We start from the raw sequence: 21,579 nt of genomic DNA on the forward strand, positions 1-21,579 counted from the left end.
ATGTCGAATCTCGCGGTGATTTTCCCATGACGACGCATAAATCCCTCCTCCTGCGCAGCAGTCTCATTGCAGCCGGACTGCTCTTTTTCTGCGCGTCTTCCTCCTTCGCGCAGCAAGCCGGACAGATGCCGCCGCCGCAGGTGACGGTGGTCGATGTCAAGCCGCAGACCGTGGCGCTCTCTTATGAATATGCTGCGCGCATCTCTGCCTTTAGGCAAGTCGATGTGCGGGCGCGCGTTGGCGGTATCCTGTTGAAAAGGAACTTTATCGAAGGTGCGGAAGTGAAGGCCGGCGACGTGCTGTTCCTCATCGATCCGGCAACGTACAAGGCAGCGCTTGCCCAGGCCCAGGCGCAATTGCAGCAGAGCCAGGCTCAGCTGACCCAGACGCAGCGCGAAGAGAAGCGCAACGTCACGCTCTTCCAGCAGAATGCCGCGACGCAGAAGGCTCGCGATGATGCCATTTCGGCGCGGGAGCTGGCGGACGCCGCTGTCGCTGCCGCGCAAGCGCAGCTGCAGACGGCCCAACTCAATCTCGACTATACGCAGGTCACCGCGCCGGTCGGCGGTATTACCAGCCTGGAGCAGGTCTCCGAAGGCAGTCTCATCGGCACGACGGGCGATAGCGGCCTGCTAACCAGCATCACCCAGCTCGACCCGGTCTATGTCAACTTCTCCTTTTCCGATGCGGAAGCTGCCGAAGTGCGCCGGCTGATCGACATGAAGAAGGCTAAGGGCGAGGCGCCGAACCTCGGCGTCAAGATCTCGTTCGGCGACGGCTCGTCCTACGATCATGACGGTGTCGTCGACTTCACGTCATCCACGATCGATGTGTCCACCGGCACCCTGCAGGCTCGCGCCGTGGTCGACAATCCCGATCGCCGTCTGCTGCCGGGTCAGTTCGTGCGCGCGAAGGTGACGGGCGTTTCGCTCGACAACGCCATCACCATCCCGGAAGTGGCGCTGATGCAGAGCCCGCAGGGACAGTTCGTCTATACGATCGACCAGGACGGCAAGGCGCACGTCAATCCCGTGACGCTCGGCCAGAAGATCGGCAATAGCTGGCTGGTGCTGTCCGGCCTCAAGGCCGGCGACAGGCTGATCACCGAAGGCATCATCAAGGTGCGCCCGGGCGCACCGGTGCAGGCGACGGCGGATGCATCGCCCAAGGATACGAACAAGGTGGCGCAGAACTGATGTTGGGCAACAGATTCTTTATCGACCGCCCCGTCTTCGCGGCGGTGATCTCGATCGTCATCCTGCTTGCGGGCGCGGTCTGCCTGCGCATCCTGCCGATCGCGCAATATCCGGAGCTGACGCCGCCGCAGGTGGTGGTGACGGCCACCTATCCCGGCGCCAGCGCCGAGACGGTGGCGCAGACCGTTGCGGCTCCGCTGGAGCAGCAGATCAACGGCGTCGAAAACATGCTCTACATGCAGTCGACGAACTCCAACAGCGGCTCCATGCAGATCACGGTGACCTTCGCGCTCGGCACGGACCCGGACCAGGCGGCGATCAACGTCAACAACCGTGTGCAGCGCGCAGTCTCGACTTTGCCTCAGGATGTGACGCGCCTCGGCGTCGTCGTCACCAAGCGCTCGACCTCGATCCTCGGCTTCATCGCCATGTATTCGACCGACAGCCGCTACGACCGCGCCTATGTCGGCAATTATGCGCTGCTCAACGTCATCGACGATCTCAAGCGCATTCCGGGCGTGGGCGATGTCAACCTGCTTGGCGATATCGACTATTCGATGCGTATCTGGCTGCGGCCGGACAAGCTGGCACAGTATAATCTGACGCCGAGCGATGTCGCGACCGCCATCCAGGAGCAGAACTCGCAGTTTGCCGCCGGCCGATTCGGCGATCAGCCGAGCAACAATCCGCAGGCCTTCACCTATACCGTGACGACGCAGGGGCGCCTGCCCGATGTCGACGCCTTCGGCGAAATCATCCTGCGTTCGACCGCCAATGCCGCGACACTCAGGTTGAAGGACGTAGCGCGCATCGAACTCGGCACCAAGAGCTATTCCGTTCAGAGCAGTCTCAATGGTACGCCGGCGATCCCGATCGCCGTCTATCTGCAGCCCGGCGCCAATGCCTTGAACACGATGAAGGCGCTGAAAACGCGTCTGGATGAGCTGCAGAAGTCATTCCCGCAGGGCGTCGCCTACGAGATTCCCTACGACACGACGAAATTCATCCAGGTGTCGATCGAGGAGGTGATCAAGACCTTCATCGAGGCGATCCTCCTCGTCATCATCGTCGTCTTCGTCTTCCTGCAGAACTGGCGGGCGACGCTGATTCCCGTGATCGCCGTTCCGATCTCGATCATCGGCACCTTCGCCGGCATGTACATACTCGGCTTCTCGATCAACCTGCTGACGCTGTTCGGACTGGTGCTCGCGATCGGTATCGTCGTCGACGACGCCATCGTCGTGCTCGAAAACGTCGAGCGTCTGATGTCGACCGAGAAGCTGTCGCCGAGGAAGGCAGCCATCAAGGCGATGGGCGAGGTAACGGGTCCGGTCATCGCCATCGTGCTCGTGCTCTGCGCGGTCTTCATTCCCGTGTCCTTCATGGGCGGCCTCGCCGGTCAGATGTACAAGCAGTTCGCCGTCACCATCGCGATCTCGGTCACGCTCTCCGGTATCGTGGCGCTGACACTGACGCCGGCACTCTGCGCGCTGATCCTGAAGCCCGGCCATCACGAACCGGTCCTGCCGTTCCGCATCTTCAACCGCGCCTTCGACCGGCTGACTGAGGGTTACGCCGCGGGCGTCGCCTTCTTCCTGAAGCGCGTCATCGTCGGCTGCGTTCTGGTTGCCGGCCTGCTCGGCGTGACCGGCTATCTCTTCTATACGCTGCCGGGATCGCTGGTGCCGGACGAAGATCAGGGATCGCTGTTCCAGATCGCCATCCTGCCGCCGGCGGCGTCGCTGACGCGCACGCAGGCGGTCATGGATGAGGCGATGGTCAACACCCAGAAACTGCCCGGTGTCGAGAACGTCTTTGCGGTCTCGGGCTTCGACCTCTTGTCGGGCGGCCTGAAAAGCAGTGCCGGCGTCGCCTTCGTGACGCTGAAGGACTGGAGCGAGCGCAAGACGCCGGAACTCGACGCCCGCAATCTCGCAGGCCCGATGATCGGGGCCAATATGGGCATCAAGGATGCCATGGTGCTCGCCTTCAACCCGCCGCCGATCATGGGTCTTTCGACGACCGGCGGTTTCGAGGTCTATCTGCAGGACCGCAGCGGCAAGGGCGTCGCAGGGCTTTCCGATGAGGCGCAGAAGCTTGTCGCGGCAGCCTCCAAGCGGCCGGAGCTTGCCGGTGTCCGCACGACGCTCGACACCAACGTTCCGCAGTTCCGCGCCGATCTCGACCGCGAGAAGGCCAAGGCGCTCGGCGTGCCGATCAACTCCGTCTTCGACGCCATGCAGGCGACCTTCGGCAGCCTTTACGTGAACGATTTCACGCTCTATGGCCGCAACTATCAGGTCAACCTGCAGTCGGAAGCGCCATTCCGCGAGTCGCCCGACGATCTGCGCCAGGTCTTCGTTCGCTCCGACAGCGGCAAGATGATCCCGCTCGACACGCTCATCAAGGTGACGCGTGCTATCGGGCCGGACCAGCTCGAACGCTACAACGCCTTCAATGCCGCCAAGATCACCGGCAATCCGGCGCCCGGCTATACGTCAGGCGATGCGATCAAGGCGATGCAGCAAGTGGCGGCCGAGACCTTGCCGCAAGGTTTCCAGATCGCCTGGACGGGGTCTGCCTATCAGGAGCTGGAGACGAGCGGCGCTGGCACGCAGGCGATGATCTTCGGCGTCATCATGGTGTTCCTGATCCTCGCTGCGCAGTATGAAAAGTGGAGCCTGCCGCTTGCCGTCATCACTGCGATCCCCTTCGCGCTGTTCGGTGCGTTGCTGGCCACCTATCTGCGCGGGCTCACCAACGACGTCTACTTCCAGATCGGCATGGTGACTCTGATCGGCTTGGCGGCAAAGAACGCCATTCTGATCGTCGAGTTCGCCGTGCTGAAGCGCAAGGACGGCATGAGCGCGGCGGAAGCAGCACTTGAGGCGGCGCGACTGCGCTTCCGCCCGATCGTGATGACCTCGCTCGCCTTCATCCTCGGTGTCGTGCCGCTGGCCATCAGCACGGGCGCAGGCTCGGCGAGCCGCCATGCCATCGGCACCGGCGTCATCGGCGGCATGCTGGCGGCGACCTTCATCGCCACCTTCTTCATTCCGATGTTCTACCGCCTGATCGCCTGGAAACAGCCGAAGCCGGTAGAGGATGACGAGGACGATGCAATCGAGCATCGCCCGCATGCGCAGGCGGCGGAATAGGATTTCCTGTTTCGTCCCGCCTCAGCTTTCCTAGAGCCTTTTCGCTTTTCTTCGAATCGCGAAAAGGCTCTACCTCTTTGTATTCGCGCAATTCCGGACGGAAAACCGCTGCCCACTTTTCCTGGAATTGCTCTAAGGGCTGATGAGCGTGACCGATCTGAAATAGGTCTGGAAGCGACTCGTATCGTGCGTCAGGAGAGATAGTCCGCTGACGGCCGCGTGGGCGCCAATGAAAAAATCGGGCAGAACACCGCTACGTGTTCCACCCGATTTTCTATATTGAGCGAAAACTTTGGCGGCGAGAAAAAGCGCTGCACGCGGGATCGGCTCAATGCGAAGGCCGGTCTCTGCAAGCATTTCGTCGAGGTCTTCGATCCTGTCGTAACGCACGGATATTTCGGCATAGACCACGTCGTTGATGCATAAGGGCCCGAGAAGACTTGCGGCATCAAGCTGCGCGATCGACCAATCGTACCAGACAGGGTCGTTCGTGATGATATCCAGCAGCACGTTGGAATCGACGAAAATCACGTCACTTGTCGCCGCGCGTCAAAGCCATGATTTCGTCCGTGGTCATTCCTTTTCCGGCATGACCACGGAATTTTGTGAACCGGCTCGTCTGCTTCTGCGCGTCAACCGGGACGACAACGATACTACCGTCGGACATACGGCGAAAATCGACCTGGCTTCCAGGTCCGATCCCGAGCATGTCGCGAACGGCCTTTGGAATTGTAACCTGTCCCTTTGCTGTGACGGTCGTACTCATCGCGTGCCTCGGTAATGATCTCTGAGAAAGAGGTATTACTTTTGGCAATCGAGTTCAAGATGACGGACTGGCCGCTACGCAGGAGCTATCACATCGGCGGCATGGTGCCGTTGAGGCCGACGGCGACGCGGTCGGCGGAGACTGTGGTCTCGCCGGTTTGCTCGCCTGTGATGAAGACGCCGGCACCGGGCTTCAGATCGGCTTTCGTTGCTGACGTCAGCGTTACGACGGGGGTGCCGTCGGGTATCTTGATCTTTCGTTCGCCGCCCTTGTAGGTGAGCGTCAAGGTCGGACCGTTGACAGAGGTCACGGCGTTGGAGACCGTGGCGTTGGTCATCGAGCCGTTCGGTGCAGAATCCCAGGGACGGTCGCCTTCGCCCGTTCCCTTCATCGAGGCCGGGAAGATAACGACTTCGATCGCGCCATTGATGCCGCTATCGGTCGGCTGCGAGGCGATGCCGACGAAATCGCCGGGCTTTATGTCGCTGACCGCGGCTTTGATGACACCACCGACATTCCAGCCGGATTTCAGCGCAACAGTAATGTCCTTGCCGTCGCGAGACTTGACCTTGAGCGTGTCGCCATCGAGGCTTTCCACGGTGCCGCGCACCCTTACACGTTCGGCGGTCTCGGCGCTTTGAAACGCGGCAAGCGTGGCGACGGAGAGCGTCAGCGCAGCCGCGATCAGACGTTTGCGATCCATGGGTGGGGTCTCCCTTGAGATATCGGCCGAGCGATGCGCCGGTCGTCCTTGACAAGAAGGTTGGAATTGGTCGACGGAAGCCGCGGAACGGCTTCGAAGCCATCTACATCGCGATCCTATGCGCCGCCTGCGCTGTCCGCCATTCAAACAAGCGTGAGAGTGATCTTATCCGGCGCGGCCAGAAATTCTTGGAAAAGGCCTGTTATTTCCCGGAACATCAAGCATTACTTAACATTTGCCGTTAGACTGCGCTGGTTATCTCGAATTCCCTATCGCGCTTGGCGCTGGGCTGGGGAGATTGGAGAACGAAATGACCGCGATTCGTCCCCTTCTGATCGGAATCCTGTTGATTCTGGCATTGGTTCTGATTGCGCTCAGTATCCTGCTGGTCGATCCCGCCCAGCCTGTCCGTCAATCCGAAAGCCTCATTCCGCCGCCAACCGAGTCTCCGCAGCGCCCCTGAGACAGCGCTGGGAAAACGGTCAGCTTGCCGGTGTGAAACGAGCCACAAGGCTGTGGCGATCACCGGGATAGGTGAGGCGAACGTGGGTTATCGGGCCGGCGGCGCTCCAGGTGCGTCGTTCGACGACGAGGCAGGCCGTCCCTTTCTGAATATCGAGGTTCGCGGCCGCGTCGCCTTCGGCCGATATCGCGCGAATCTGGTGTTCGGCGGTGCTCCATGGCACCTGGTTGAGTAGCCAGGGACCTGGTGGCAATGTCTCGAAATCGGCCTTTGCCGCTTCCGGCACCGCATCGAGATTGATGAGGCGATCTTCCAGACAGAAGGGGCGCGGACCGGCATAGTGGATGCAGATGATCTCCATCACCGGAATAGAACCGACAAACTGCAGCCTGCGCGCGTCCTCCGGCCGTCCGCGCCGCGCGGCAAGCTTTATCAGCCTGTGTGAATAGGGCAGATTGAGCGACAGGACCTCGGACTTGATGTCATGGATCTCAAGCACGGCCGATTGTGCCTGCGGATGGGTGACGAAGCTGCCCGAGCGCTTCCGCCGCTCGATCAGTCCGGCGCGGGCAAGCTGGGTCAGCACCTTATTCACCGTCATGCGCGAGCAGTCGTATTGTTCGGCCAGATCCATCTCGAACGGGATGCGATGCCCCGGAGGCCAGGCGCCGGAGACGATCTGGCCCTCGATATCGCTCAGGATACGCTGATGCAGGGTCGCATCTTTGCTCGTGGTCATACCGCCCATCTGTTCCGTGTGAGACATGGGATTTCCCGCAGGTTATTTAGGGGCCAATCGATGGGAGGAAAAGCGATATTTAAGCAATGAGTTCAGCCATCGCCTTGCGGAATCGCGCCGATATTGCCTCGCGTTTGATATGATGACCGCCTTCGACTTGCTTGCGGCCCAGCGCCCAAACACCATCGACCTCGACGCCGCCGGCAAAGGTCCAGTGATCGAGAATACGGTCGCCGGAGAGGTAGGGCACGGCACTAACATCGAGCGAAACGATATCGGCGTGATTGCCGACGGCAAGGCCTGCCGGCGCCTTCAGGGCGGCGCCGCCGCCGGCCAAAGCACCATCGAACAGCATGCGGGCGGTCGAACCGCCTGTTGTCGCGATGACGTTGCGGGCGCGCAGCGCCAGGCGCTGCGAATATTCGAGCTGCCGCAACTCCTCGGGCACCGAAATCAGGATGTTGGAATCCGAGCCGACGCCATAGCGGCCGCCTTCCTCCAGGAAGAGCGGCGCTGCAAAAACGCCGTCGCCGAGATTGGCTTCGGTGATCGGGCAAAGTCCGGCAATCGCGCCGCTCCTTGCCATGCGCCGGGTTTCGTCCTCGGTCATGTGCGTGGCGTGGATCAGGCACCAGCGTTCGTTCATCGGCGTGTTGTCGAGCAGCCATTGCACCGGGCGGGCACCCGACCAGGCGATGCAGTCTTCGACTTCCTTCACCTGCTCGGCGACATGGATGTGGATCGGCCCGTCGCCGGCGATCGGCACGAGCTTGGTCAGTTCTTCCGGCGTGACGGCGCGCAGGCTATGCGGCGCGATGCCGAGCTCGGCGCCGGGCAGACGGCTCGTGACTGAGCGGCAACCGGCCATGAGGGCTTCGAAGCTCTCGACGGAATTGATGAAGCGGCGCTGACCTTCAATGGGGGCAGCACCGCCAAAGCCGGAATGGGCGTAGAAAACGGGCAGAAGCGTCAGCGCAATACCGGTTTCGGCGCTGGCGGCGCCGATACGTTCGGCCAGTTCGGCGACATTGGCATAATGACTGCCGTCCTTGTCGTGATGCAGATAGTGGAATTCGCCGACGCGGGAGAAGCCGGCTTCCAGCATTTCCATGTAGAGCTGCGCGGCGACCGCCTCGACATGGTCGGGGGTCATCGACAGGGCGAACTTGTACATGACGGTGCGCCAGCTCCAGAAGCTGTCATTGGCCGGGCCGCGAACTTCGGCTAGGCCGGCCATGGCGCGCTGGAAGGCGTGGCTGTGCAGGTTCGGCATGGCCGGCACCAGAACGCCCTGCCTGTCGTCACCGGCTTCGGGAGCGACATCCGTCGCGATCTCGGCGATGCGGCCACCTACGAGGGTCAGTCGCACATTCTCGTGCCATCCGTCGCCAAGCAGTGCCGAGCGTGCATGAAGTGTCGTCATGGTCTCACCCTTTCCTTTTGGACGCGGAGTCCAAAATCCCTCTTGTCAGCCTTTCGATTATGTATATACATTATGAGCCAACGAGGAAAGGCGTAAAGCTGATGGGTGGGAACAATTTTTCCGAAGATGGCAGACAAGATAGCGCGGCGAGCCGCGTCTGGCGCAATGCCCGCCTTGCGACCTTGAAAGAGGGCGAGGGACGGCTCGGTGCGATCGAGAACGGCGCAATCCTGACCAAAGGTGGCCGTATCGTCTTTGCCGGCCATGAAGCCGATCTGCCCGATACGTCAGGCGCTGAAATCATCGATCTCGAAGGACGCTGGGTGACCCCCGGCCTCGTCGATTGCCACACCCATATCGTCTATGGCGGCAATCGTGCCCGCGAATTCGAAATGCGGCTGGAGGGCGCGAGCTACGAAGAAATCGCCCGTGCCGGCGGCGGTATCGTCTCTTCCGTCAAGGCGACGCGGGCATTGTCGGTGGACGAGCTTGTTGCTGCTGCCTTGCCGCGCCTCGATACGCTGTTGTCCGAGGGCGTTACCACCATCGAAGTGAAGTCGGGCTACGGCCTGAATATTGAATCCGAATTGAAGATGCTGCGGGCCGCACGCCGGCTTGAAGAGGTTCGCCCGGTCCGCGTCGTCACCTCCTATCTCGGCGCGCATGCGACGCCAGCCGAGTATAAAGGTCGTAACGGCGATTATATCGATGAAGTCGTGTTGCCCGGCTTGCGGCAGGCGCATGCCGAAGGCCTTGTCGATGCGGTCGACGGCTTCTGCGAAGGGATTGCTTTTTCGACGGCGGAAATCGGCCGTGTTTTCGATCTCGCCAAATCGCTCGGCATTCCGGTGAAGCTGCACGCCGAGCAGCTTTCCAATCTCGGCGGCGCCAAGCTTGCGGCCTCCTACGGCGCGCTTTCGGCCGATCATGTCGAATATCTCGATGAGGATGGCGTCAAGGCGATGGCTGCGGCGGGAACCGTTGCGGTGCTCCTGCCCGGCGCCTTCTATGCCATCAACGAGAAGCAGAAGCCGCCGGTTCAGGCTCTGCGCGAGGCGGGCGTCTCGATCGCTATCGCCACGGACTCCAATCCCGGCACCTCGCCGCTGACTTCGCTGCTCTTGACCATGAACATGGCCGCTACCCTTTTCCGCCTGACGGTCGAGGAGTGCATCGCCGGCGCCACCCGCGAAGGCGCGCGTGCCCTTGGTCTGCGGAGCGAAACCGGCACGCTCGAGGCCGGCAAGTCGGCCGATTTTGCCATCTGGGATGTCGAAAGCCTGGCGGAGCTCGTCTACCGCATCGGCTTCAATCCCCTCCATGCCCATGTCTTCAAGGGAAAAAGGTTCCACCGATGACCGTCGTTCTCCATCCCGGCTCCGTTTCGCTGCAGCAATTGGCGGCAATCTATTGGACCGGTGAGCCCGCCAAACTCGATGCCTCCTTCGATGCCGGTATCGCCAAGGCGGCTGCTCGCATCGCCGAAATCGCAGCCGGCAATGCGCCGGTCTATGGCATCAATACCGGCTTCGGCAAACTTGCATCCATCAAGATCGACAGCGCCGATGTCGCGACGCTGCAGCGCAACCTCATTCTGTCGCATTGCTGTGGCGTCGGCCAGCCGCTGCCCGAGAACGTTGTTCGTCTCATCATGTCGCTGAAGCTCGTTTCGCTCGGCCGTGGCGCCTCCGGCGTGCGGCTGGAACTGGTGCGGTTGATCGAAGGCATGCTCGACAAGGGCGTCGTCCCCGTCATCCCTGAAAAAGGTTCCGTCGGCGCATCGGGCGACCTTGCTCCGCTGGCACATATGACTGCGGTCATGATGGGTCACGGCGAAGCCTTTTATGCCGGCGAGCAACTTTCTGGCGCGGCGGCGCTCGAAAAGGCTGGCCTGAAGCCGGTCGTGCTCGCCGCCAAGGAAGGCCTGGCGCTCATCAACGGCACCCAGGTGTCGACCGCACTGGCGCTTGCCGGCCTCTTCCGCGCTCATCGCGCCGCCCAGGCAGCTCTCATCACCGGCGGCATGTCGACGGATGCGGCCATGGGTTCCTCGGCACCGTTCCATCCCGATATCCATACGCTGCGTGGCCACAAGGGCCAGATCGATACCGCCGCCGCCCTTCGCGGTCTGCTCGCCGGCTCGGTGATCCGCCAGAGCCATATCGAAGGCGACGAGCGCGTGCAGGACCCCTATTGCATCCGCTGCCAGCCGCAGGTCGATGGCGCTTGCCTCGATCTCCTGCGCTCCGTCGGACGCACGCTGGAAATTGAAGCCAATGCCGTCACCGACAATCCGCTCGTGCTGTCTGACAATTCCGTCGTTTCCGGCGGCAATTTCCACGCCGAGCCGGTTGCCTTCGCCGCCGACCAGATCGCCATCGCCGTCTGCGAAATCGGCGCGATCGCCCAACGCCGTATCGCGCTGCTGGTCGACCCGGCGCTGAGCTACGGCCTGCCGGCCTTCCTTGCGAAGAAACCGGGCCTGAACTCGGGCTTGATGATTGCCGAAGTGACGTCGGCAGCGCTGATGTCCGAAAACAAGCAGATGTCGCATCCGGCTTCGGTCGACTCGACGCCGACCTCGGCCAACCAGGAAGACCATGTGTCCATGGCCTGCCACGGAGCGCGCCGTCTGCTGCAAATGACCGAGAACCTCTTCGGCATTATCGGCATCGAAGCGCTGACCGCCGCTCAGGGCGTCGAGCTGCGCGCGCCGCTGACGACCAGCCCGGAACTGACCCTTGCCATTGCTGCCATCCGCGCCGCCGTGCCGTCGCTGGAAGAAGACCGCTACATGGCAAATGACCTGAAGGCCGCCAGCGACCTCATCGCTTCCGGCGCGCTCAATGCCTCGATTTCAACCGACATCCTGCCCTCCTTGGAGATGTGACATGACCAACCCACGCCATAATATCCGCGAAATCCGCGCACCCCGTGGCCCGGAGCTCAACGCCAAGAGCTGGCTGACCGAAGCGCCGCTGCGCATGCTGATGAACAATCTCGACCCGGACGTTGCGGAAAACCCGAACGAGCTGGTCGTCTATGGCGGCATCGGCCGCGCTGCCCGGACCTGGGACGATTTCGACCGTATCGCTGCGACGCTGAAGACGCTGAACGAAGACGAGACGCTGCTCGTGCAGTCGGGCAAGCCGGTCGCCGTGTTCCGCACCCACAAGGATGCGCCGCGCGTATTGATCGCCAACTCCAACCTCGTGCCGCATTGGGCGACCTGGGATCACTTCAACGAGCTCGATAAGAAGGGCCTTGCCATGTACGGCCAGATGACGGCCGGCTCGTGGATCTATATCGGCACGCAGGGCATCGTGCAGGGCACCTACGAGACCTTCGTCGAAGCCGGTCGCCAGCACTACGAAGGCAACCTCAAGGGCAAGTGGATCCTGACCGGCGGTCTCGGCGGCATGGGCGGCGCACAGCCGCTGGCGGCCGTCATGGCCGGCGCTTGCTGCCTCGCTGTCGAGAGTGACGAAACCCGTATCGATTTCCGCCTGCGCACCCGCTATGTCGACGAGAAGGCGAAGACGCTCGACGAAGCGCTGGCCCTCATCGACAAGTGGACGAAGGCTGGCGAAGCCAAGTCCGTCGGCCTGCTCGGCAATGCCGCCGAAATTTTCCCCGAGCTGGTGAAGCGCATGAAAGCCGGCGGCCCGCGCCCGGATATCGTCACCGACCAGACCTCTGCCCACGACCCGCTGAACGGCTACCTGCCGGCCGGCTGGACTGTGGCCGAACACAGAGCCAAGCGCGAGAGCGATCCGAAGGCCGTCGAAGCTGCTGCCCGCGCCTCGATGAAGGTGCATGTCGAAGCCATGGTCGACTTCTGGAATGCCGGTGTGCCGACGCTCGACTACGGCAACAACATCCGCCAGGTCGCCAAGGACGAAGGCTTTGAAAACGCCTTCGCCTTCCCGGGCTTCGTGCCGGCCTATATCCGTCCGCTGTTCTGCCGCGGTATCGGCCCGTTCCGTTGGGCTGCTCTCTCCGGCGACCCGGAAGATATCTACAAGACCGACGCCAAGGTGAAGGAACTCACCCCCGGCAACACCCATCTGCACAACTGGCTGGACATGGCGCGCGAGCGCATCGCCTTCCAGGGCCTGCCGGCACGCATTTGCTGGGTCGGTCTCGGCGATCGCCACCGCCTCGGCCTCGCCTTCAACGAAATGGTCAGGAATGGCGAGCTGAAGGCCCCCGTCGTCATCGGCCGCGACCATCTCGACTCCGGCTCGGTCGCCTCGCCGAATCGCGAGACAGAAGCGATGAAGGACGGCTCGGATGCCGTTTCCGACTGGCCGCTCTTGAACGCCCTGCTCAACACCGCATCGGGTGCCACCTGGGTATCGCTGCACCACGGCGGCGGCGTCGGCATGGGCTTTAGCCAGCACTCCGGCATGGTCATCTGCGCCGACGGCACGGATGATGCGGCCAAGCGCCTGGAGCGCGTGCTCTGGAACGACCCGGCAACCGGCGTCATGCGCCACGCCGATGCCGGCTATGACGTCGCGCTTGATTGGGCCAAGCAGCAGGGCCTGCGCCTGCCGGCCATCCTGGGGAACTGAGATGAAGCTGCTGCGCGACAGTGACCACAAGCGCATGCCCTGGAAAAACGGCGGCGGGGAAACGGTTGAAATCGCCGTTTCGCCCGACGGCGTGGGGCTTGCCGACTTCGACTGGCGCGTCAGCATGGCGACCGTTGCCTCGGACGGACCGTTTTCGGTCTTTCCGGGCATCGATCGCACGCTATCCATTCTCGAGGGAGAGGGCATGACCCTCTTAATCGAGGGGCGCGCGCCCGAACGCCTGACGCAGGCAAGCGAGCCACTGTCCTTTGCCGCCGACGCGCCGACCTCGGCGACTTTGGTCGACGGGACAATCACGGACCTCAACGTGATGACACGGCGGGGACGTTTCAAGCATTCGGTGCGGCGGGTTTCAGTCGATGGGCACACTGAAGTTGCGTTCGAGGTGGGGACCAGTCTCGTTCTTTGCCATCGCGGTAATGCCGATATCGATGGCGCCGGGCTCGGTGCAGGCGATTGCCTTTTGATTTCCAACGACAGCGCCAAGCGACACTCGATCTCGGGCGAGGCGCAGCTGTTCTGTATCGCCATCGCGGCAATATAGTCGACTATCAACTACCTTCGACTTGACATGGACATGCACCGATTATCCTATCTCTGTGCCGCAGAGAGGATAGCTGCATGAGCGACGACCAGATCCCCGCCGATAGCAAGCTCACCACCTCCAAACGCCGCTGGGCGGCGGAGGGCAAGTTTCTGACGGGGCGTATCAGCCGGCCCGAGACGGAGCGGCTGCCGCCGGGGCAGCATCTCGTGAAGAACTGGCCGGTGCTCGATCTCGGCGTGCAGCCGCAGGTATCCTTGTCGAGCTGGCGGCTCGATGTGTTCGGCTTCGTGGAAAAGCGGCTGAGCCTCGATTGGGCGGCTTTCCAGGCGATCGAGCAGAGCACCCGTGTCAGCGACATTCATTGTGTGACGACCTGGTCGCGCTACGACAATCGCTGGGAAGGGGTTTCGACACGCGATCTGCTCAATCTCGTCATGCCGACCGCAGAGGCGCAGCATGTGCTGCTGACGAGCTACGACGGCTACACCACCAATCTGCCGCTTGCTGACTTCGCGGCCGAAGATGCGATCCTGGCGACCGCCTGGGAGGGGCAGCCGCTGACCGGCGAACATGGCGGCCCAATGCGCCTCGTCGTGCCGCATCTCTACTTCTGGAAGAGCGCCAAATGGCTGAACCGCATCGAGCTTATCGGTGCTGACAGGGCCGGCTTCTGGGAGAAAAACGGCTATCACATGTATGGAGATCCGTGGCGGGAGCAGCGCTACTCGGACGATTGATTTCCGCCATGAGGTACCCGCACGCGGTGCTGCCAAAGCAGATGCGGCAAGCGTCGCGATTTCTTTGTCACTATGCCAATTTTTGATGGCGCCGGTTCGGGTTGCGGCTTTGCAAGCCGCTATCATGGGCGTATTCAATGATCGTATGATTGTTGTCGGCAACTTCCGGCCCGTTTGATCGCTATCTTCTGAAATTTCACGTCATGACCATTGCCAGGACCACAGAACAGCCTTCCGAAGACAATTTCGGCCGGCAATCCCGCGTCATCGCCTTTGTCGTCGCCGTCTCCTTTTTCATGCAGTTTCTGGACGGGACGATCATCACCACCTCGTTGCCGCAGATGGCGGTAAGTTTTGGCGTCGAGCCGGTCTCGATGAGCATCGGCATCACCGTCTATCTGCTGACCATGGCGGCTTTCGTGCCGCTTGCCGGCTGGACTGGCGATCGTTATGGCGCCCGGCGGGTGTTCCTGGCATCCATCGCCATCTTCACCGTGGCGTCGCTGTTCTGCGGCCTCTCGGGCAATCTCACCGAGTTCATCATCGCTCGTGCGGTCCAAGGCCTCGGCAGCGCGCTGATGACGCCTGTCGGACGCATCATCGTGTTGCGCAATGCCCGCAAGTCCGATCTCGTGAATGCGATGTCGATGATCGTATGGCCGGCGCTGACGGCCCCAGTCATCGGCCCGGTGCTCGGCAGCTTCATCACCACCTATCTCACCTGGCACTGGAACTTCCTGATCAATATCCCGATCGGCATCATCGGCCTTGGTCTCGTCCTGCGCTTCGTACCGGATCAGCGGGAGGAGAAGGTCGCGCGGCTCGATCTCATCGGCTTCCTGCAGTCAGCGGCGGGGCTGACCTTCCTGCTCGCCGGTCTGGAATTCGTGGTCCAGGGAACCGCGGGCTTGGCACCCAGCATCGGGCTCATTGCCGCGGGCGTGGTCTTCTCCGTCATCGCCACCCGGCACTTCATGAGGGTCGATGCGCCCTTGCTCGATCTCTCCGCCTTCAAGGTACAGACTTTCGCCATGTCGACGCTTTCGGCGGGTACGGCGAGCCGCGTCGCGATCAACGCCACGCCTTTCCTGATCCCGCTGCTTTTCCAGGTCGGCTTCGGCCGCACGGCGATCGATGCCGGCACCTATCTGCTGTTCTACTTCGCCGGCAATCTCGGCATGAAGGCGATCACCACGCAGATGTTGAGGATCTTCGGCTTCCGCAACGTGCTCGTCGTCAACGGTCTGATTTCATCGGCCAGCATTGCCGGATGCGGGTTCGTGTCTCCATCGACGCCGGATCTGCTGATCTATTGCCTGCTATTCATTGCCGGGCTTTCGCGGTCGATGAATTTCACGGCGCTGAATACGCTTGGCTTTGCCGATATCCATGCCGCGCAGCGCAGTTCGGCTTCGACCCTTTCCAGCATGCTGCAGCAGGTTTCGCTGCTGCTCGGGGTTGCCGTCGCTGCCGCCGTTCTCAATCTCTCGCGCACGATTCATGGTGGGGAAACGCTCTCGCTCGTCGATTTTCGCTGGGCTTTCCTTGTCGTTGGCCTTATCGGTGGCATCTCCGCATTGCGTTTTATCAGCCTGCCGCACGATGCCGGCGCAGAGGTATCCCGCCATAAAGTGAAGACCTGACCAAAACCTTCAAATTCTTAACGATATTGACAGGCAAGCCGCTGTAAATTGGGCTGCCAGTTCCCATATGAAATTCGCGTCAACTCCCACAGGAGGCAGTCCCATGCTGCTCAGAACCCTCGCTATCTCCGCTCTCGTCCTCGGCGTGTCCAGCGCCGCCATGGCAGAGCAGATGCACAAGCATCATCCCAAGCGCGTCAATGTCGAGGCGTTCCAGACCGATGTCGGCAATGTCGATCATTCGAAGGACGCAATCCTGCCGGATGGCACGATCAATACCGATCCGTCGGTAACCGGTCCGATCCGCGCCGGCGACTCGATGTCCCGCCTGCAATGCGCTGCTGCCCCGAACTCCGTTGGCGTGCGTTCGAACACGTTTGCGGCAGGCCCTTCCTCGCTTTGCCCATAACACTAAAATCGCATCGAGCTGACCGCGCTCCGCTGGAGCGGCTCAGGCCAGCTCGATATCCGTCTGCTTGAACCGGTCGCTTTTCGACAAGAGCGGCTGGCGGTAATAGCGAGCGCAGGCATAGGTCATGCAATCGTCGAGGCTGAGGCGTGCTGGGTGCTCGCCTTGGCTGTAGCGCTCGTAAGCTTCAGTCGCCAAGGCGGCGGCGCGGGGCGGCACGGCAAGCTGCTGAATGTTCATCAGCTGCAGAAACGTGCGGACGGCTTCGCCAGCCTCGGTCGGCGATAATCCCAAGATGCCCGAAATCAGAATTGCGGCATTTACCGCTGCCAGCGGTGAGGTCATTCGGGCCGTTGCCGGCTGTATGCGGACGGCGAAGGCGCGCGCCTCCTCCTCATCGGTCATCATCGCCGACAACACCGAAGCGTCGATAAACATCAGGCGTCTCCCATTGCGTTGGAGCTTTCGCCCTTGGCGCTGGCCTTCTGCTTGAGATTGCGGCAGAAAGCGACGGCGACGTCGGCGAGGGCAGGCTTGGTCAGCTCCTCATCCAGAGCCTTCTGCAAGGCAAGCCGCACGGCTTCCGTCTTGGTGGTGGCCTTGGTCAGCGCTTGGTAGCGCCGCGCCAATCGATCGATGGCATCATCCTTGATGTAAAGCGGCATGGAATATCCTCTTCTTTGAATTTGGATATCCATAGGTCGTGCCTGCTGCCAAGGCAATCATGTCTTTGTCCGCAACGCGGGTGGCAAATTAATCAGTCGATGGCTCTGTTATATTTAGATGACGATCATCATCTAACGTGCTACTGCTGTTGCCCAAGATGCCGTTTGAAGACTGTGAGGAGATGTTATGTCCGCTATTGATCCCGTCGTCATCGTTTCCGCCACCCGCACGCCGCTCGGCCGCTTCCAGGGAGATCTTTCGCCGTTGCAGGCGCACGAGCTTGGTGCGCATGTCATCCGTGCCGCGCTGGAGCGCGCCGGTCTTTCGGCGGAGAAAGTGGATGAAGTTCTGTTCGGCTGCGTCCTGCCCGCGGGGCAGGGACAGGCGCCGGCCCGGCAGGCTGCTCGCGGGGCTGGCCTGCCGGATGCCGTCGGCGCCACCACGATCAACAAGGTCTGCGGCTCCGGCATGAAGGCGACCATGCTGGCGCATGATCTGCTTCTCGCCGGTTCGGCCTCGATCGCGATCGCCGGTGGCATGGAATCCATGTCGAATGCGCCTTATCTGCTCGCCAAGGCACGCGGCGGCTATCGCATGGGCCATGATCGCATCTTCGACCATATGATGCTCGATGGGCTGGAAGATGCCTATGAGAAGGGCCGCTCGATGGGCGATTTCGGCGAGATGGCGGTCGAGGCCTATCAGTTCAGCCGCGACGATCAGGATGCCTATGCCGTCGAGACTCTGTCGCGCGCCCGCGCCGCAACGGAGAACGGTGCCTTCGAAGCCGAGATCACGCCGGTTTCTGTCATGGCCAAGGGCGGCCCGATCACCATTGCCAAGGACGAGCATCCGCAAAAGGTCTCGCCGGAAAAAATCCCGACGCTGAAGCCCGCCTTCCGCAAGGATGGCACGATAACGGCTGCCAGCGCTTCAGCCAATGCCGATGGCGCGGCAGCGCTGATCCTGACGCGCCGGTCGGTTGCCGAGCGCGAGGGATTGCCCATCCTTGCCGAGATCAAGGCGCATGCCACGCATTCCCAGGAACCGGCCTGGTACACGACCGCGCCGATCCCGGCGATCCGTAAGCTGCTCGACAAGACGGGCTGGAAGGTCGGCGATGTCGATCTTTTCGAGATCAACGAGGCCTTCGCCGTCGTCGCCATGGCGGCTGCCAAGGAGCTCGGCATTGCGCGTGATCGTCTCAACATCAATGGCGGTGCCTGCGCGCTCGGCCATCCCATCGGGGCCACCGGAGCGCGGTTGATCGTGACGCTGCTGCATGCGCTCGAGCGTCAGGGCGCGCGGCGTGGCGTTGCTGCGCTGTGCATCGGCGGCGGCGAGGCGACGGCAATCGCTGTGGAGCGGGTAGGATAAGCGAATTCGGGCAAGTCAGGTGCATCTGCCGATGCCGCACCTGCGGGAATGGCCCCTCATCCTAGCCTTCTCCCCGCCTGCGGGGAGAAGGGACGACCGCGCCAGACGGCTAGCTTAAAGGAAAGATCGTAGGCTATTCGGCCAAAACCCCCTCTCCCCGCTTGCGGGGAGAGGGCCGGGGTGAGGGGCAACGTGGCACGCACACTCGATTGCTAAACATAGATCAGGTCGTAGACGTAGGATTTCGCGCCCTTCTTGCTCACCCATTCGCCTTCAGGCGGGAAATCGGCATCTTGCTCGGGAAACGGCACGTTCCACGGCCTGTCGATCAAGGCGTTGTCTTCATCATCCCAGGCGCCCCAGCCGAAGTCAGGTCGAAATTTCATCCAGAGGTCGGCATCCTCGCGCCGGTAGCCGATCTTTCCGTCGGACAGTTGTTTGCGATGAAACGTATAGACCAAGTCGTCGCTTCGCCGCTTCAGTTCAAATCGATCCCTGTTCATGCTCCGTCCGTCATCTTATTTGGCGCATGGATACTGGCATCGGGCGTTTGAGGTGTCCAATTTCCGGGCGTTGTCCTACTTCGCCAGCCGCAGTCTGAGCGCATTGGCGATGACAGAGACCGAGGACAGGCTCATCGCCGCAGCCGCGATCATCGGCGAGAGAAGCAGACCGAAGACCGGATAGAGCACGCCGGCTGCCAGCGGTACGCCGAGCGCGTTGTAGCCGAAGGCGAAGGCAAGATTCTGCTTGATGTTGCGGATGGTCGCTTCCGAGAGATGGCGTGCCCGCACGATGCCGTTGAGATCGCCCTTCACCAGCGTGATCCCGGCACTTTCCATGGCAACATCGGCGCCCGTGCCCATGGCGATGCCGACATCGGCGGCGGCCAGTGCGGGCGCGTCGTTGACGCCGTCGCCGGCCATGGCAACGATGTGGCCCTTGGCGCGTAGTTCGTCGATGAGCGCTTTCTTGCCTTCCGGCAGCATGTCGGCGCGCACTTCATCGATCCCAAGTTGCTTCGCAACAGCAGCAGCAGTCTTACCATTGTCGCCGGTCGCCATGACGATCGTCAGGCCGCTGTCATGCAGCGCCTTGATGGCGGCTGCCGTGGTCGGCTTGATCCGGTCGGCGACTGCGACGAGGCCGGCCAGTTTTCTGTCGATGGCGACAAGCATGACGGTCTTGCCTTCGCCGCGCAGGCGCTCGGTCTCCGCCGCCATGGTGTCGGTGGCAACACCCAGATCGGCCATCATCGTGGCATTGCCGAGCGCGATCGCGGTGCCGCCGGCTCTGCCTTCGACGCCCTTGCCTGTCACAGCCGAGAAGCCGGAGATCTCGACGAAATGCGCACCGCGTTCCTCGACGCCGGCAACAATCGCTTCGGCAAGCGGGTGTTCGGAGCCGCGCTCCAGGCTGGCGGCGAGCGAGAGGAGGTAGTCTTCCTCGATGCCGTTGGTCCCGACGATATCGGTCAGGTTGGGCTTGCCCTCGGTCAGAGTGCCAGTCTTGTCGACGATTAACGTATCGACCTTGGCGAAGCGTTCCAGTGCTTCGGCGTCGCGCACCAGCACGCCCTCGTGTGCGCCTCGGCCCGTGGCGATCATGATGGACATGGGTGTCGCGAGGCCAAGCGCGCAGGGGCAGGCGATGATCAGCACGGCGACAGCGGCAAGCAGCGCATGCGCCAGCCTCGGTTCCGGCCCGACAAAGGCCCAGACGGCGAAGGCGATGATAGCTGCAACAACCACAGCCGGTACGAAGACAGCGGAGACGCGGTCGACCATCGTCTGGATGGGGGCACGCGAGCGCTGCGCCTTGGCGACAAGCTCGACGATGCGCGAGAGCGTCGTTTCCGCGCCGACCTTTTCGACCTGCATGATGAGTGCGCCGTTCTTGTTGATCGTGCCGCCGGTCAAGGCGTCGCCCTTGGTCTTTTCGACCGGCAGGGGCTCGCCCGTAATCATCGATTCATCGATGGTCGATTGTCCCTCGATGACGGAACCGTCCACGGGCACACGTTCGCCCGGGCGCACGCGCAATCGGTCGCCAGCCTGGATCTCATCGACAGGCACATCGGTTTCGCTGCCGTCGGCGCCGATGCGCCGTGCCGTTTTCGGGGCGAGATCGAGAAGCGCGCGGATGGCCGAGCCGGTGCGTTCTCGCGCCTTCAATTCCAGCACCTGACCGACGAAGACCAACGCGACGATAACGGAAGCGGCTTCGAAATAGACCGGAACGCTCCCGCCATGCCCACCGAAGGTCATGGGGAAAAGGCCGGGCGCCAGCGTGGCGACGACGCTATAGAGATAGGCAGTGCCGACGCCGAGGCCGATCAGCGTCCACATATTGGGGCTGCGGTTGACGAGCGAATTCCAGGCGCGGCGGAAGAAGGGCAGGGCCGCCCAAAGCACCACTGGCGTCGCCAGCATAAGTTCGACCCATGTAGCAAGAGGTTCGCCGATCCAGTCGCGCACGGGCAGTCCGACCATCGGGCCCATGCTGATGACGAGCAGCGGCAGCGACAGGGCGGCGCTGATCCAGAGCCGGCGGGTGAAATCTGTGAGTTCCGGGTTCGGGCCGTCATCGGCGGCGGGGACGCCCATCGGCTCCAGCGCCATGCCGCATTTCGGGCAATCGCCGGGATGGTCGCTAACCACTTCGGGGTGCATGGGGCAGGTATAGAGCGTGCCCTTCGGTACCGGCTTCGGGACGGGCTTATTACCGTCGAGATAGGAGGCTGGATTTGCCTCGAACTTTGCCTTGCAGCTGGCCGAGCAGAAATAGAATTTTTCGCCCTCGTGCTTCAGGAAGTGGCGGGCGGTGGCACGGTCCACCTCCATGTCGCAGACGGGGTCTTTCGCCGTGAGGTAGTTTTCCGGTGCAGCCTTGAACTTTGCACGGCAGCCGTCGCTGCAGAAGTGGAAAATACGGCCGCGATAATCCAGCGACGGCTTGCCGGCATCGGGATCGACGGTCATGCCGCAGACGGGATCGCGGATCACCAAATCCTGAATGTCGGCATCATCATGATGGTGATGACCGTGGCCATGATGGCCGTGATCGTGCTCGTCGTGCGGTGTCATGTCATACTCCTTTGCCCGAAGGGGCGTCGGATAGCTTTATGAACCTTCCCATCGCTGGAAGGTCAAGA

At 62.1% G+C, this 21,579-nt stretch carries 20 protein-coding genes; 11 read left to right on the forward strand and 9 right to left on the reverse strand.

Annotation, left to right across the window (positions count from 1 at the left end; translation table 11 throughout):
* Window positions 1–26 precede the first annotated feature (26 nt).
* Window positions 27–1,196: an efflux RND transporter periplasmic adaptor subunit gene (locus GA0061103_RS31780; protein ID WP_092719320.1), complete on the forward strand. Its 1,170-nt coding sequence runs from the start codon at window positions 27–29 to the stop codon at window positions 1,194–1,196.
* Entirely contained in the window at window positions 1,196–4,354 is a 3,159-nt protein-coding gene (locus tag GA0061103_RS31785; protein ID WP_092719192.1) for an efflux RND transporter permease subunit, read from the forward strand. The genes GA0061103_RS31780 and GA0061103_RS31785 overlap by 1 nt, the downstream gene beginning before the upstream one ends.
* 132 nt (window positions 4,355–4,486) lie before the next feature.
* Here the strand turns inward: GA0061103_RS31785 and GA0061103_RS31790 are convergent, their stop codons facing one another.
* From GA0061103_RS31790 to GA0061103_RS31800, 3 genes are all read right to left on the reverse strand, one after another.
* Window positions 4,487–4,885 (reverse strand): type II toxin-antitoxin system VapC family toxin, encoded by a 399-nt coding sequence (locus GA0061103_RS31790; RefSeq protein WP_092719196.1) that lies wholly within the window; start codon window positions 4,883–4,885, stop codon window positions 4,487–4,489.
* Between the two features lies 1 nt (window position 4,886).
* Window positions 4,887–5,120: an AbrB/MazE/SpoVT family DNA-binding domain-containing protein gene (locus tag GA0061103_RS31795; RefSeq protein ID WP_092719199.1), complete on the reverse strand. Its 234-nt coding sequence runs from the start codon at window positions 5,118–5,120 to the stop codon at window positions 4,887–4,889.
* 88 nt (window positions 5,121–5,208) lie between these two features.
* A complete protein-coding gene (locus GA0061103_RS31800) occupies window positions 5,209–5,823 on the reverse strand; it encodes a single stranded DNA-binding domain-containing protein (RefSeq protein WP_092719201.1) in 615 nt (204 codons plus the stop codon).
* Window positions 5,824–6,133: 310 nt separating this feature from the next.
* Between GA0061103_RS31800 and GA0061103_RS35185 the strand changes: the two genes are divergently transcribed.
* The gene (locus GA0061103_RS35185; RefSeq protein ID WP_167376678.1) at window positions 6,134–6,286 is read left to right on the forward strand and encodes a hypothetical protein; all 153 of its coding nucleotides are present in this window, start codon (window positions 6,134–6,136) and stop codon (window positions 6,284–6,286) included.
* 19 nt (window positions 6,287–6,305) lie between these two features.
* On the opposite strand, the gene hutC is transcribed toward GA0061103_RS35185, so the two are convergent.
* Together hutC and GA0061103_RS31810 are read right to left on the reverse strand one after the other, a co-directional pair.
* Entirely contained in the window at window positions 6,306–7,025 is a 720-nt protein-coding gene (hutC, locus tag GA0061103_RS31805; protein WP_092719323.1) for a histidine utilization transcriptional repressor HutC, read from the reverse strand.
* Between the two features lie 79 nt (window positions 7,026–7,104).
* Entirely contained in the window at window positions 7,105–8,448 is a 1,344-nt protein-coding gene (locus GA0061103_RS31810) for a formimidoylglutamate deiminase (RefSeq protein ID WP_092719203.1), read from the reverse strand.
* Between the two features lie 101 nt (window positions 8,449–8,549).
* On the opposite strand from GA0061103_RS31810, the gene hutI reads away from it, so the two are divergent.
* The 7 genes from hutI (at window position 8,550) to GA0061103_RS31845 (ending at window position 16,382) form a co-directional block, all read left to right on the forward strand.
* Entirely contained in the window at window positions 8,550–9,806 is a 1,257-nt protein-coding gene (gene hutI / locus GA0061103_RS31815) for an imidazolonepropionase (protein WP_092719206.1), read from the forward strand.
* Complete coding sequence (gene hutH, locus GA0061103_RS31820; protein WP_092719209.1) at window positions 9,803–11,338, forward strand: histidine ammonia-lyase; 1,536 nt, start codon at window positions 9,803–9,805, stop codon at window positions 11,336–11,338. The genes hutI and hutH overlap by 4 nt, the downstream gene beginning before the upstream one ends.
* 1 nt (window position 11,339) lies before the next feature.
* On the forward strand, window positions 11,340–13,025 hold the full coding sequence (hutU, locus tag GA0061103_RS31825; protein WP_092719212.1) for a urocanate hydratase: 1,686 nt from the start codon (window positions 11,340–11,342) through the stop codon (window positions 13,023–13,025).
* Window position 13,026: 1 nt separating this feature from the next.
* Window positions 13,027–13,590, forward strand: a complete 564-nt coding sequence (locus GA0061103_RS31830) for a HutD/Ves family protein (RefSeq protein ID WP_092719215.1) — start codon at window positions 13,027–13,029, stop codon at window positions 13,588–13,590.
* Between the two features lie 77 nt (window positions 13,591–13,667).
* Window positions 13,668–14,330 carry a sulfite oxidase-like oxidoreductase gene (locus tag GA0061103_RS31835; protein WP_092719217.1) on the forward strand — a complete coding sequence of 221 codons (663 nt, stop codon included), beginning with the start codon at window positions 13,668–13,670 and terminating at the stop codon, window positions 14,328–14,330.
* A 203-nt stretch (window positions 14,331–14,533) separates the two neighbouring features.
* On the forward strand, window positions 14,534–15,973 hold the full coding sequence (locus GA0061103_RS31840; RefSeq protein WP_092719220.1) for an MFS transporter: 1,440 nt from the start codon (window positions 14,534–14,536) through the stop codon (window positions 15,971–15,973).
* A gap of 103 nt (window positions 15,974–16,076) precedes the next feature.
* Window positions 16,077–16,382, forward strand: coding sequence for a hypothetical protein (locus tag GA0061103_RS31845; protein ID WP_092719223.1), 306 nt, complete (start codon window positions 16,077–16,079; stop codon window positions 16,380–16,382).
* 42 nt (window positions 16,383–16,424) lie between these two features.
* Here the strand turns inward: GA0061103_RS31845 and GA0061103_RS31850 are convergent, their stop codons facing one another.
* Both GA0061103_RS31850 and GA0061103_RS31855 read right to left on the reverse strand, forming a co-directional pair.
* On the reverse strand, window positions 16,425–16,820 hold the full coding sequence (locus tag GA0061103_RS31850) for a type II toxin-antitoxin system VapC family toxin (RefSeq protein WP_092719226.1): 396 nt from the start codon (window positions 16,818–16,820) through the stop codon (window positions 16,425–16,427).
* Window positions 16,820–17,047 (reverse strand): type II toxin-antitoxin system VapB family antitoxin, encoded by a 228-nt coding sequence (locus GA0061103_RS31855; protein WP_092719229.1) that lies wholly within the window; start codon window positions 17,045–17,047, stop codon window positions 16,820–16,822. The genes GA0061103_RS31850 and GA0061103_RS31855 overlap by 1 nt, the downstream gene beginning before the upstream one ends.
* A gap of 187 nt (window positions 17,048–17,234) precedes the next feature.
* On the opposite strand from GA0061103_RS31855, the gene GA0061103_RS31860 reads away from it, so the two are divergent.
* The gene (locus GA0061103_RS31860) at window positions 17,235–18,425 is read left to right on the forward strand and encodes an acetyl-CoA C-acyltransferase (protein WP_092719232.1); all 1,191 of its coding nucleotides are present in this window, start codon (window positions 17,235–17,237) and stop codon (window positions 18,423–18,425) included.
* A gap of 212 nt (window positions 18,426–18,637) precedes the next feature.
* On the opposite strand, the gene GA0061103_RS31865 is transcribed toward GA0061103_RS31860, so the two are convergent.
* Window positions 18,638–18,928, reverse strand: coding sequence for a hypothetical protein (locus GA0061103_RS31865; RefSeq protein ID WP_092719235.1), 291 nt, complete (start codon window positions 18,926–18,928; stop codon window positions 18,638–18,640).
* A gap of 75 nt (window positions 18,929–19,003) precedes the next feature.
* Entirely contained in the window at window positions 19,004–21,511 is a 2,508-nt protein-coding gene (locus GA0061103_RS31870) for a heavy metal translocating P-type ATPase (RefSeq protein ID WP_092719239.1), read from the reverse strand.
* Window positions 21,512–21,579 lie beyond the last annotated feature (68 nt).

This window comes from Martinezella multihospitum (assembly GCF_900094585.1).
GTDB lineage: Bacteria > Pseudomonadota > Alphaproteobacteria > Rhizobiales > Rhizobiaceae > Rhizobium > Rhizobium multihospitium.